Genomic DNA, 12,137 nt, shown 5'->3' with positions numbered 1-12,137 from the left:
GCTAGCGGCGCTCGGTCACCAGCTGGACTTGGTGATGCCGGGCAGCTCGCCGCGGTGCGCCATGTCACGGAAGCGGACACGCGAGATGCCGAACTTCGTGAGGTTGCCGCGGGGGCGGCCGTCGACGGCGTCGCGCGAGCGGACGCGGACGGGCGAGGCGTTGCGGGGGAGCTTCTGGAGGCCGACGCGGGCGGCCTCTCGGGTCTCGTCGGTCCCGGCCGGGTCGACCAGGGCCTTCTTCAGCTCGAGGCGCTTGGCGGCGTAGCGGTCGACGATCACCTTGCGCTGCTCGTTGCGGGCGATCTTGCTCTTCTTGGCCATACTTAGCGCTCCTCGCGGAAGTCGACGTGCTTGCGCACTACGGGGTCGTACTTCTTGAGCACGAGACGGTCGGGGTCGTTGCGGCGGTTCTTCTTGGTCACGTAGGTGTAACCGGTGCCGGCCGTCGAACGGAGCTTGATGATCGGACGGACGTCCTGCTGCTTGGCCATTAGATCTTCACCCCGCGAGCGAGAACATCCTTGACGACGGACTCGATGCCACGGGCGTCGATGACCTTGATGCCCTTGGCCGAGAGGGTCAGGGTGACGTTACGGCGAAGCGACGGCACGTAGTACGTCTTCTTCTGCACGTTCGGGTCGAAGCGGCGCTTGGTGCGCCGGTGCGAGTGCGAGATGGCGTGCCCGAAGCCGGGGACGGCTCCGGTCACCTGGCAGACTGCTGCCATGGTTTCCTCCATGTGTGGTTACCGTGGATCACGCGCGGCACGAAGCCCCGCCCGACCCACCCAAGGTCACTTGTCGGCGCACCGCCCGCCTGTCCGGCCGGAGCCGGAGCTCCTGCCCGGTGGGCAGCACGCAAGCGCGTGCAGATGCACGCAACCTCGCTAGGCTACGCGACCCGGGCGGCGGCCGCAACAGGGTGGGACACTGCCCCGACAGGGTGGGACACTGCCCCGACAGGGTGGGACACTGCCCCGACAGGGCGGGCACGCCGCCCCGACGTGCACGGGGACTTCCTGGGAGGTTCCGGCAGAAGTGGCCTCCCGTACCCCCCGAGCAGGGCGTTCGTGTACCTTGCGCCTTCCTCGCGGGTCGACGACCGCCCTACTCTGAGCCGACCGCGGGCGCCCGCTCCCGGCAGCAGCCGGGAGTAGCAGCACATGCGCCAGTCCTTCCTCCGTTCCCTCGTCGCCGCGGCCGTGCTCGTAGCGGGCGCAGGACTCAGCGTCGTGGCCGCGCCGACCGCGTCGGCGGCGCCGGTCTTCAGCACCGCGTGCTTCACCTCCCCGAAGGTCTCGACGGTGTCGCAGTACACCGTTCCCGCGACCGGGGTCTCGACGGTCCGCGCCGTCCTCAGCGGCCAGAACGGCGGGAAGGGTGCGAGCGGCCTCGGGACGGGCAACGCCGGCGGACGCGGCTCCAGCCTCGTCGTGGAGGTGCCCGTCACACCCGGGCAGGTGCTGGAGATCGGGCGCCTCACGGGCGCCCCGGCCGGAGCGGCAGGCGCCACGCGCTACGTGAACGGCGGCGTCTACGCGGGCGACTCCGGCGGCGCGGGCGGCGACGCCCAGTACCTCAGCACGGCCGGCTCGGACGGCTGTCAGCACGCCCTCGCCGTGGCGGCGGGCGGCGGAGGCGGCGGCGGGCGGTCCTCGGTCGGCGGCGACGCCGACGCCGGCAGCGGCGCGAGGGGCGGCGGGAACGGCGGCAGGAACAACGCGGCCGACGGCGGCGGCGGCGGCGCGGCCGGGCAGAGCTCGGGCGGCTCGCCCGGCGCCCGCGGCTACAGCACGTTCGGCGAATGCGCCGACGGCAACAACGGCCAGTGGGGCGTGTTCCTCAACGACGGCAAGGGCGCCGACGCCGGCGCCTCCCGCGGCGGCGGAGGCAACTGCTCGTTCCCCGGCCACAGCGGCGGCGGCGGCGGGGCCGGCTGGTGGTACGGCGGCGGCGGCGGATCGCCCTACGTGTTCGGCAGCATGAACGACACCCTCGGCGTCATGAACGACCCCGGCGCCGGCGGCGGCGGCTCGAGCTACGTGCACCCGAGCGTGACGAGGATCTCGCAGACGGCCGGCCCGACGGCGGCCGACCCCGTTGTCGCTCCGGTGTACGACACCGCCGTGACCGTGACGCGCACCCCCGACTTCTCGATGCTCGGGCAGGAGGTCACCGTCACCGCGAGGGTGACCATCCCGAGCCTGGGCCGGCCGGTGGCCGCCGGCGGCACCGTCGAGATCCTCACCGGCGCGGGCACCAGCAGGGTGACCCTCGACGCGGACGGCGTCGGCGTGCTGACCACGAGGGACATCCCGCAGGGCTGGAACGAGATCCGCGCGCACTACCCCGACACCATCACCCCCGCCGAGGCGGGACGCGGGAGCTGGTCGGCGCTCCCCGCTCTGCGCCACGAGGTGCGCGCGTGCGCCGCGACACCCGTCATCACCCGGCAGCCCTCGGACATCGCGGGCGTCACCAACCAGATCTACACGCTGACGATGGGCGTGAGCGTCTCGGCCGTCTACGGCGGCATCCCCGCCGTGTCCTGGGAGAGGTCCACGGACGGCGGCGCCACGTGGAAGCCCGCGCTCGGCCGGGCGGGCGCCCGGGAGGACGGGACCGCGTTCCTCGAGGCCGGCCCCGATCCCACCGGCTCCTACCGCTACCGGGCGACCCTGACCACCTGCGGGGGCAGCGTCCGCAGCGAGCCGGCCACCGTGGCGGTGGGCGGCGTGCGCTTCGACCTGTCGACGCTCCCGCAGAAGGCGTACGGCGACTCCTTCGACGCGAGCCCCTACGCGCAGGCCGTCGATGTGCCCGGCCGCTCGATCGTCCTGAGCAGCAGGACCGCCGAGACCTGCTCCGTCAGCGGCATGAGGGTGACCGTGCTCCACGCCGGCGTCTGCACGCTCGCGGCGAGGCTCGACGCGCTCGCTCCTCTGGGCTGGGCGGGCGAGCCCCTGCAGAGCTTCACGGGGAAGCCGAAGGCGCTCACGGTGACCGCTCCGACGGTCGACTACCCGCGAGGCGCGCCGTCCCCCGACCTGCGCTGCACGGCCGCCTTCGTCGGCACCGACACCTTCGGCGCCCCGCTCACGGCCGGCGTCTACCGGCCGATCGTCACGGCGGACGACGTCATCTACCGCTTGATCCCGAACTGGCCCACCTCCACCTTCACCACCTTCACCACGCGGTGCAGCGGCGCGAAGGTCAGCAGCGACTACACGATCGCGGGGTACAAGGACGGCGCGCTGCGCATCGTCGCGGCCGTCCCGATGGTGACCGCCTCCTCGCCCTCGTCGACCTACGGATCCACTCCCCCCGCGATCACCGCCTCCGTGACCGGCTCCCCCTCGGGGACGGTCTCCTGCGGCGCCTTCGCGGCGTCCGACACCGGATTCACGACGCCGCTGGCGCTCTCCGCGACGACCCCCGTCGGCCGCTACCCCACGCGCTGCTCCGGCCTGACGAACCCCTCGGGACAGCTGATCACCATCGACGGCGCGCTCACGATCTCGCCGGCGCCCCTCTCGGTGACCGCGTCGAGCCCTGGGACGCAGGCGCACGGCACCGCGACCGCCCCGACGGTGACCTGCACGGCCGACGGCTTCGCAGGAACCGACCGGTTCGTCACCGAGCCGACCGGCGCCTACTACACGGCGGACGGCACCGGGAAGGTGACGATCGGAGCGCGCACGCCCGTCGGCGACTACGTCACGCGGTGCGACGGAGGCGACGCGGGGCCGAACTACACCCTCCGGTCGATCCCCGGCACCTTCGCGCTGGCCGACCGCTCGGCCCCCGTCGTGACCGTGCCCGCCGCCGTCACGGCCGAGCCGGCCGACGTCTCCGGCGCCGTCGTCACCTTCGCGTCCTCCGCGCAGGACGCGGTCGACGGAGCCGTGGGCTCGACCTGCACGCCCGCCTCGGGAAGCGTCTTCCCGATCGGGGACACGACGGTCGACTGCACCGCGGACGACGAGGCCGGCAACACCGGCACGTCCTCGTTCCGGATCACGGTCCGGAAGTTCTCGCAGACGGTCGCCTTCACCTCCTCGCGGCCGACCGCGCCGACGGCGCTGGGCACCTTCACTCCGACGGCCACCGGCGGCGGCTCCGGGAGCCCCGTCTCGATCGGAGCGACCGGATCCTGCGCGATCGCCGACGGCGTCGTGACCTTCACCCGGAGCGGCACCTGCACCGTGACCGCCGACCAGGCCGGCGACGACCACTACACCGCGGGGCACGCCTCCTTCGATCTCGAGGTCGCGAAGGCGTCGCAGACGCTGACGGTCGCGGTGCCGAAGACCGGCGTCCTGGAGTCGACCGGCGTCGCCACGGCGACCTCGAGCTCGGGACTGCCGGTGCTCGTCAGGACCTTCTTCGGCTGCACCGTCGCCCCCGACGCGACGGGTGCGCAGATCCTGACCTACACCGAGCCCTCGACCTGCGGCGTGCAGTTCGACCAGCCGGGCGACGACGTGTACGCGGCCGCCGACGGCCTGGTGCGCTTCGTCCCGATCTCGCGGATCCCCCAGACCGTCGTCGTCACCTCGACTCCGCCCGACCGGGTGTTCACCGACGACCGGTACACGGTCGAGGCGACCGGCGGCGGCTCGGGCAACCCGCTCGTGATCGCGGTGATCGAGAACGGCAACTGCACCATCGCGGACGACGTGGTGACGTTCTTCGGCGACGGCACCTGCACGGTGACGATCGACCAGGCCGCGGACGATCGGCACGACGCCGCTCCGCAGGTCCGGCAGGTCATCACGGTCGGGACTCCCGAGGGGAACCTCTCCTTCGGGAGCACCGCGCCCCCGCACGCGATGTCGCTCGAGACGTACCGGCCGACGATCGTGCCCGGCCCGTCGAAGGGCGTGCCCGTGCTCTCCGCGAGCCGAGACTGCTCGATCCTCCCGGACGGCGTGACTGTGCGGAACGACGGGGCCGGGCTCTGCGTGCTGTCCCTCGACCAGCCCGGAGACGGCTACTGGCCCGCGCGGCACGCCGAGCAGGAGTACTCGATCTACTTCCTCCCGCAGACGGTCCGGATCACGAGCGCGCCTCCGGTCGGCGCCGCCCTCGGGGACACCTACCGCCCCGTGATCGAGGGCGGCGCCTCGGGCATCGCTCCGTTCCTCCTCACCACCGCGTCGTGCTCGGCGAAGGACGGCGTGGTCACCTTCACCACGAAGGGCGTCTGCGGCGTCTTCGCCTACCAGAACGGCAACCGGCAGTACGACAGCGCCCGGCCCGCCGTGCAGGAGGTGGAGGTCGGCTACGCGCCCGGCTCCGTGGCGTTCACGACCGCCGTCCCGACCGACGCGAAGGTGGGCGGATCCTTCACTCCCGCCTTCACGCGCGGACCGTCCTCCGGCCCCTCGGTGCTCAGCGTCTCGGGCGCCTGCTCGGACGGCGAGAACGGCGCCGTCCGGTTCGACTCCGCGGGCACCTGCACGCTGACGGCGATCCACTACCGCGACGCCGCCTACGGCACCGCGCGGGCGGTCCAGACCTTCGAGATCACCGCGACCGCGCAGACCGTCGCCTTCACCTCGACCGCGCCGTCGACGGCCGCGGCCGGCGACACGCTCACTCCGACCGCGACGGGCGGCGCGTCCGGGCTCCCCGTGACGATCGGAGCGACCGGCGCCTGCACGCTCGCGGACGGCGTCGTCACCTTCGCCGGCAGCGGCACCTGCACCGTCACGGCGGACCAGGCGGGCGACGGGCGCTACGCCGCGGCGGCGCAGGCCTCGCAGACCGTCGCGGTCACGCAGCTCGCGGGCACCGTCGCGTTCGGCGGCGATGCTCCGGCCGAGGCCCGGGTCGGGGGCTCCTCGACGGCCGCGGTCGTCGCCGGCCCGTCCAGTGCCCCCCCGGTGCTGACGGCCTCCGGCGCCTGCTCCGTCGGGCCCTTCCGACTGGTCTCCTACGACTCCGCCGGCACCTGCACGCTGACGCTGGACCAGGCGGGCGACATCCGCCACAGCGCAGCGCCGACGGCCGTGCGCAGCTTCGAGATCACCCGGGTCGCGCAGACCGTGGCCTTCACCTCGCAGGCGCCGGACTCGGCGCTCGCGGGCGGCACCTACCGCCCGACCGCGACCGGCGGAGCCTCGGGGCGCCCCGTGGTGCTCGGCGCCTCCGGATCCTGCACGCTCACGAACGGGGTCGTCGCCTTCACCGGATCGGGCACCTGCACGGTGACCGCCGACCAGACGGGCGACGCCCGGTACGACGCGGCGGAGCGGGCCTCGCAGGTGATCGCGGTCGGACTGCTCGCGGGCACCGTCTCCTTCGGCGGCAGCGCGCCGACCGGCGCGACGGTCGGCGGGACGACCACCCCGCGGATCATCGCCGGGCCCTCCACGGCGCGTCCGGTGCTGACCGCCTCCGGAGCATGCTCGGCGGCCGCGGGAGTCGTGTTCTACGACTCCGTCGGCACCTGCACGCTGACGCTCGACCAGGCGGGCGACTCGCGGTACGGCGCCGCTCCGCAGGCCGTCCGCACCTTCGCGATCGGCGCCCTCGGCCAGACGCTGGCGTTCGCCTCGCCGGTCCCCGACGCGGCGGTCGCGGGGGGCTCCTACACGCCCGTCGTGACGGCCGGCGCGTCGAGCGCCCCCGTGGTGCTCGGAGCGGCTGGGTCCTGCACGGTCGCGGACGGCGTCGTGACCTTCACCCGCTCCGGCACCTGCACGGTGACCGCGGACCAGGCCGGGGACGAGCGCCACTCGGCGGCTCCGCGGATCACGCAGTCGGTGGAGGTCGGCACGGCGGCGGGAGCGGTGTCGTTCCGCGACGCCGCTCCGACGGACGCCCGGATCGGCGGCTCCTGGACCCCGTCGATCGTCCGCGGCCCGTCGAGCGCCGACCCGGTGCTCGACGCCTCCGACTCCTGCTCGCTGGGAGAGGACGGCACGGTGTCGTACGACTCCGTCGGCACCTGCACGCTGACGCTGGACCAGGCCGGCGACGACGCTCACGCGCCCGCGGAGCAGGTCGTCCGGACGTTCCCGATCGGCAAGGCGCGGCAGACGGTCGCCTTCACCTCCGCGGCTCCGAGCACGGCGATCGCGGGCGGCCGCTACACGCCGACCGCGACGGGCGGCTCCTCCGACCTGCCGGTCACGATCGGCGCCACGGGCGCGTGCTCGCTCGCGAGCGGCGTCGTGACCTTCAGCGGATCCGGCACCTGCACCGTCACCGCGGATCAGGCCGGCGACGCCTCGCACGACGCGGCTCCCCGGGCGACCCAGTCGATCGCGGTCACCGCGGTCGTCCCGCAGAAGAAGAAGGCGCAGAAGGTCGCCTTCTCGACCGCGATGCCGTCCTCGCCCGAGAAGGGGATCGCCTACCCGGTCGCGGCCACCGCCTCCTCCGGTCTGCCCGTGAAGCTGTACGCGAGCGGCAGCTGCACGCTGACCGCGACCGGCGCGGGCACGGCGACGGTGCGGCTGACGGGCGCGGCGAGCTGCACCGTCCGGGCCACGCAGGCGGGCGACTCGGCGTGGCTCGCCGCGACCTCGGTGACGCAGTCGCTGCAGGTGAAGTCCTCCACCCGCGCCGACCTCACACTGACGCTGGCGCCGGCGCCGGGACTGGCGGCGACGGCTCCCCTCTCGGGCACGATCACCGTCCGGAACACCGGCACTCGGGACGCGGCGACGACGACCACCCGGGTCGTCGTCAGCGGAACGGTGGCGAGTGCGCCCGGCGCCGTGCAGACGAAGGGCTCGGCCGCGGGCACGACGGTCCTCACCTGGACCGCGCCGAGCGTCTCGGCCGGGCGGAGCACCACCTACTCGGTGACGCTCGTCGACCGGCCGGCCGCCACGACGATCGACGCCAGGGTGTCGACCGCCGCCGCCGATCCCACGCCGGCGAACAACGCGGTCAGGCGCACCTTCCGGTAGAGGCTGCGGGGAGGGAGGGGTGTCGCGCCGCGTTGCCCGCTCCCTCCCCGACCGCTACGGTCGCGGGGACGCTCCGGGGGACGGGGCTCGCGAGGGGGGCCCGTGGACCGGTTGAGGCGACGCGCGCTGCTGCTGGGGATCGCCTCCTCGGCGGTCGCGCTGACGGGGTGCACGCCCGCCCGGCCCGCTCCCGCGGCGCTCCCGCCGGGCACGGCGCCGGCGGCGGTGCTGCCGTCCGCCGCTCCGACGGCCGTCCCGACCCCTCCCCGCCCCGTGCCGACCATGACCGCCGCGGCGACTCCGGTGCGGCGGAAGGCGCCGCTGCCCTCCGGCACGATCTCGGAGCTGCCCGGCGAGGGGAGCACGCTCGCCTGGACCGTCGACGACGGCGCCGACTCCGACGTGGTCGCCGCCTACGCGCAGTTCGCCCGGGACACCGGAACCCGGCTGACCTTCTTCCTCAACGGGAAGTACGACTCGTGGACCGTGAACGCGCCGCTGCTGGCTCCGCTCGTCGCCTCCGGGCAGGTGCAGCTCGCGAACCACACCTGGTCGCACGCCGACCTGACGAGCCTCTCGAGCGACGGCGTGCAGGAGGAGCTGGGCCGCAACGGCGACTTCATCCGCTCGACCTACGGGGTGGAGGCGGCGCCCTTCTACCGGCCGCCGTTCGGCTACACGGACGAGCGGAGCCGGGCCGCCGCGGCGGCGATCGGCTACACGGCGACGGTGCTCTGGTACGGCTCGCTCTCGGACTCCGGGCGGATCACGCCGGAGCAGGTGGTCGGCTTCGCGGACCAGTGGTTCCTGCCGCAGCACATCGTGATCGGGCACGCGAACTTCGATCCTGTGACGCAGGTCTACGCGCGGCTCGTCGACATCCTCCGCGAGCGCTCGCTCGAGACGGTGACCCTCCGCGACGTGTTCGCGGTCTGAGCGCCTCCCCGCCGACGTTGGTCAGCGCGCGGGTCAGCGCGCGGGTCGGCGCAGCGCGGCGCGCGCGGCGGCGGAGACGGCCGCGGCGACCGCGTCGAGGGCGGGCGTGTGCAGGGCCCACTGCTGCCAGTAGAGGAGGACGTCGACGGGGTCGCCGCCCAGCTCGACCAGGCCCTCGCCGCCGACCGGGGCCTGCAGCTCGGGCAGCATCCCCCACCCCATGCCGAGGCGCACGGCCCGCTCGAAGTCGGTCGACCCGGGGACGCGGTGCTGCGGCGGGCGGCCCTCGACGCCGGCGGCTCGGAGGAAGTCGTCCTGCAGGCGGTCCTTCTCGTCGAAGACGACCAGCGGAGCGCTCGCGAGACCAGCCGTGCCGCCGTCCGGGAACCAGCGCTCGGCGAACGCAGGCGAGGCCATGGCGCGGTACCGCATCACTCCGAGGGGCGCGACGGTGCAGCCGAGCACCGCCTCCGACTCTCCGGTGACGGCCGCCAGCACGGTGCCGTCGCGGAGGAATGCGGTGGTGTGCGCCTGGTCCTCGCGGTGCAGCTCCACCACGACGTCGGGGACGGAGGCGAGCGCGGGCAGCACCCAGGTGGCCAGGGAGTCGGCGTTGACGGCGAGCGGGAGGACGACGGGGCCCGCCCCCGCCGCGTCCTCGCCGCCGAGCGAGCGGACGGCGTCGTCGGCGAGGAGCTCGATCTGACGGGCGAGGCGGAGGAGCCCGGCACCGGCCTCGGTCGCGACGACGGGGCGCGAGCGCACCAGCAGGACGCGGCCGGCGGCGGTCTCGAGCGCCTTGATCCGCTGGCTGAGGGCGGAGGGGGTGATGTGCAGGGCCCGGGCGGCGGCGTCGAAGGAGCCGTACCGGACGGAGGCGGCGAGCGCGCGCAGGCGGGAGAGGTCGAGGTCGTCGGTCAGCATCAGTGCTGCTTACGGTACTGAAGGAGCATGAGCTGGTCTACAGAAGGGCCCCGCCCTAGCGTCGGAGCGTGTCCCCCCTCCTCGCCGCCCTCTCCGGCCTCGGCTTCGGCCTCTCGCTCATCATCGCCATCGGCGCGCAGAACGCCTTCGTGCTCCGCCAGGGCCTCCGCCGCGAGCACGTGCCCGCCGTCGTCGCGATCTGCGCACTCTGCGACGCCGCGCTGATCGTGCTCGGGATCGCGGGGATCGGAGCGGTCCTGGAGTCGGCGCCGTGGCTGCTGGTGGTGATCCGCTGGGGCGGCATCGTCTTCCTCCTCGCCTACGCGGCGATGGCGGCGAGACGCGCACTGCGGCCGGGGACCCTCGACGGCGATCCGGCCGGCGTCTCGACGTCGCTCCGCACGGCGATCGGCACGTGCCTGGCGCTCACGCTGCTGAACCCGCACGTCTACCTGGACACGGTCGTGCTGCTCGGGTCGGTGGCGAACACGCACGGCGACGAGCGCTGGTGGTTCGGGGCGGGGGCGGCGGCCGGGAGCGTGCTGTGGTTCACCGCTCTCGGCTTCGGGGCGCGCGCGCTGCGGCCGCTGTTCCGGAGCCGCGGGGCCTGGCGGATCCTCGACGCGGCCGTGGCGGTCGTGATGGTCGTGCTGGCGGTGTCGCTCGCGCTGCACTGAGGGCCTAGTGGTGCACTGCTTGTTCTACTAACATTGTGAACATGTTGTTCCGGGTCGACCACTCCGCGGCGGGCACGCTCGCCGACCAGCTGGAGTCGCAGGTGCGCTCGGCCGTCGCCCGGGGCGAGCTCTCGGCGGGCGACCGCCTGCCGCCCGCCCGCGAGCTCGCCGACTCGCTCGGCATCAACATGCACACCGTGCTGCGCGCGTACGCCGCCCTGCGCGACGACGGGATCCTCCAGATGCGCCGGGGCCGCGGCGCGTGGATCACGGAGTCGGCCGGGCCCGGGCTCGTGCGCGTCACCGCCCTGGTCGACGAGCTGCTCGCGGAGGCCCGTCGCAGCGGCATCACCCCGGCGGAGCTCGTCCGCCTGATCGAGAGGACCGGATCATGACCGCCACCGCCGACCGCCGCCGCGAGCTCCTCGCCGCCGCGTCCCTCCTGCTCCCCGCCGCCGGAGTGCTCGTCTCGCGCCTCGTCCTGGACGACGCGCTGCCCGCGGAGCTCGCCTCGCACTGGTCGGGCACCGGGGCGGCCGATGCGACCGCGTCGACGGGCGCTCTGCTCGCGATCGCCCTCGTGCTCTCCGGGCTCCCGGCCGTCGCGGGCCTCGTGGCGGCGGTCGTCGGGCGCGCCCCGCGGCTCCTGCTGGCGACCCTCGGCCTCGTGGCCGGGCTGGGCGCCTCCGCCTGGGCAACCTCGGTCGGCACGACGCTCGCGGCCGGGCGCGCCGAGGGGGCGGAGCTCGGCGGGTGGCTGCTCGCGCTGCTCGGAGGGATGCTCTTCGCCGTCGTGCCCGCGCTGATCGCTCCGGGCACCCGGCGCGCCTCCCGCCTGGCCACCGGCCGCCTGCCGCTGGCGGCGGAGGAGACCGGCGCCTGGTCGCAGACGCTGACGGGCCCGGTGTTCGCCGTCGCCGCGATCGCCACGGCGGCGGGCGCGGCCCTCTCCCTCGCGACGCTCGCCGCGGCGGGCGCCACCGGTCCGGCGATCGCGATGGCCGTCGTCCTCGGCGTCGTCGCGCTGGTGCTCCTCTCCTTCTCCCGCCTGAGGGTGACCGCCGACCGCCGCGGCCTCCGCGTCGTCACGACCGCCCTCGGCATCCCGCTGCGCCGCATCCCGCTCGACACCATCGCCTCGGCCGGCACGGCCCAGCTGCGGCCGTCGGAGTGGGGCGGCTGGGGGTACCGGGTGATGCCGGGCCGCTCGGCGGTCATCCTGCACGCCGGGCCGGGGCTGGTGGTGACGACGGACCGCTCGCGCGAGTTCGCGATCAGCCTCGACGACCCCGAGACCCCCGCGGCGCTGCTCGAGACCCTGCGCTCGCGGGCCTGAGGCGCCGACCCGTCAGTCGACCACGATCCGGACGAGCGTCGTGACGGCGTCCACCGCGTTCACGTAGGAGTAGTGCCGCGAGGTCGGGAAGGCGAGGTGCCGTCCGGGCTCCAGCCGCACGGGCTCCTCGCCCTCCCGCTCCAGGAGGAGCGCGCCGGCGGTGACGAGCAGGATCTCGTGCCACCCCTCGGGGTCGGGCTGCGCGTCGTAGCGGTCCCCGGGGCCGAGCGTCCAGGTCCAGAGCTGGGCCTCCCGGCGCGCGGGGACGGAGGAGAGCAGGACGGCGACGCTCGCCTCGCCCGCTCCCCGCCAGGCGACCTGGTCGATCGCCGCGGGCGCG

General features: G+C 74.6%; 10 protein-coding genes. 5 read left to right on the top strand and 5 right to left on the bottom strand.

Annotated elements, in window-relative coordinates; all coding sequences use genetic code 11:
- Nucleotides 1-15: 15 nt before the first annotated feature.
- From rpsN to rpmB, 3 genes are read right to left on the bottom strand one after another with little or no spacing between them, the layout of a single operon-like run.
- Nucleotides 16-321 (bottom strand): 30S ribosomal protein S14, encoded by a 306-nt coding sequence (gene rpsN, locus C5C82_RS12070; RefSeq protein ID WP_104225107.1) that lies wholly within the window; start codon nt 319-321, stop codon nt 16-18.
- Between the two features lie 2 nt (nt 322-323).
- On the bottom strand, nt 324-491 hold the full coding sequence (gene rpmG, locus C5C82_RS12065; RefSeq protein WP_027692168.1) for a 50S ribosomal protein L33: 168 nt from the start codon (nt 489-491) through the stop codon (nt 324-326).
- Nucleotides 491-727, bottom strand: a complete 237-nt coding sequence (gene rpmB / locus C5C82_RS12060) for a 50S ribosomal protein L28 (protein WP_056038148.1) — start codon at nt 725-727, stop codon at nt 491-493. Before rpmB ends, rpmG begins: the two co-directional genes overlap by 1 nt.
- A gap of 435 nt (nt 728-1,162) precedes the next feature.
- Between rpmB and C5C82_RS17635 the strand changes: the two genes are divergently transcribed.
- Both C5C82_RS17635 and C5C82_RS12050 read left to right on the top strand, forming a co-directional pair.
- Nucleotides 1,163-7,924, top strand: a complete 6,762-nt coding sequence (locus tag C5C82_RS17635) for an HYR domain-containing protein (RefSeq protein ID WP_181134443.1) — start codon at nt 1,163-1,165, stop codon at nt 7,922-7,924.
- Nucleotides 7,925-8,026: 102 nt separating this feature from the next.
- A complete protein-coding gene (locus C5C82_RS12050; RefSeq protein ID WP_219812611.1) occupies nt 8,027-8,860 on the top strand; it encodes a polysaccharide deacetylase family protein in 834 nt (277 codons plus the stop codon).
- Nucleotides 8,861-8,893: 33 nt separating this feature from the next.
- On the opposite strand, the gene C5C82_RS12045 is transcribed toward C5C82_RS12050, so the two are convergent.
- Nucleotides 8,894-9,784, bottom strand: coding sequence for an ArgP/LysG family DNA-binding transcriptional regulator (locus tag C5C82_RS12045; protein WP_104355147.1), 891 nt, complete (start codon nt 9,782-9,784; stop codon nt 8,894-8,896).
- A 68-nt stretch (nt 9,785-9,852) separates the two neighbouring features.
- Between C5C82_RS12045 and C5C82_RS12040 the strand changes: the two genes are divergently transcribed.
- From C5C82_RS12040 to C5C82_RS12030, 3 genes are read left to right on the top strand one after another with little or no spacing between them, the layout of a single operon-like run.
- Nucleotides 9,853-10,461, top strand: coding sequence for a LysE/ArgO family amino acid transporter (locus C5C82_RS12040; RefSeq protein ID WP_104355146.1), 609 nt, complete (start codon nt 9,853-9,855; stop codon nt 10,459-10,461).
- 41 nt (nt 10,462-10,502) lie between these two features.
- Nucleotides 10,503-10,856, top strand: a complete 354-nt coding sequence (locus tag C5C82_RS12035) for a GntR family transcriptional regulator (protein ID WP_104355156.1) — start codon at nt 10,503-10,505, stop codon at nt 10,854-10,856.
- On the top strand, nt 10,853-11,797 hold the full coding sequence (locus tag C5C82_RS12030) for a hypothetical protein (RefSeq protein ID WP_104355145.1): 945 nt from the start codon (nt 10,853-10,855) through the stop codon (nt 11,795-11,797). The genes C5C82_RS12035 and C5C82_RS12030 overlap by 4 nt, the downstream gene beginning before the upstream one ends.
- A gap of 12 nt (nt 11,798-11,809) precedes the next feature.
- On the opposite strand, the gene C5C82_RS17630 is transcribed toward C5C82_RS12030, so the two are convergent.
- The coding region (locus tag C5C82_RS17630) for a cupin domain-containing protein (RefSeq protein WP_181134442.1) at nt 11,810-12,137 on the bottom strand (328 nt) is incomplete at its 5' end.

This window comes from Rathayibacter sp. AY1D5, from assembly GCF_002932515.1.
Lineage (GTDB): Bacteria > Actinomycetota > Actinomycetes > Actinomycetales > Microbacteriaceae > Rathayibacter.
This window is presented reverse-complemented; position numbering and strand designations above follow the sequence as displayed.

Coding starts and splice junctions, on each gene's coding strand:
- C5C82_RS12045 (WP_104355147.1), bottom strand. CDS start 9,784: ATGCTGACCGACGACCTCGACCTCTCCCGCCTGCGCGCGCTCGCCGCC.
- rpsN (WP_104225107.1), bottom strand. CDS start 321: ATGGCCAAGAAGAGCAAGATCGCCCGCAACGAGCAGCGCAAGGTGATC.
- rpmG (WP_027692168.1), bottom strand. CDS start 491: ATGGCCAAGCAGCAGGACGTCCGTCCGATCATCAAGCTCCGTTCGACG.
- C5C82_RS12030 (WP_104355145.1), top strand. CDS start 10,853: ATGACCGCCACCGCCGACCGCCGCCGCGAGCTCCTCGCCGCCGCGTCC.
- C5C82_RS12035 (WP_104355156.1), top strand. CDS start 10,503: ATGTTGTTCCGGGTCGACCACTCCGCGGCGGGCACGCTCGCCGACCAG.
- C5C82_RS17635 (WP_181134443.1), top strand. CDS start 1,163: ATGCGCCAGTCCTTCCTCCGTTCCCTCGTCGCCGCGGCCGTGCTCGTA.
- rpmB (WP_056038148.1), bottom strand. CDS start 727: ATGGCAGCAGTCTGCCAGGTGACCGGAGCCGTCCCCGGCTTCGGGCAC.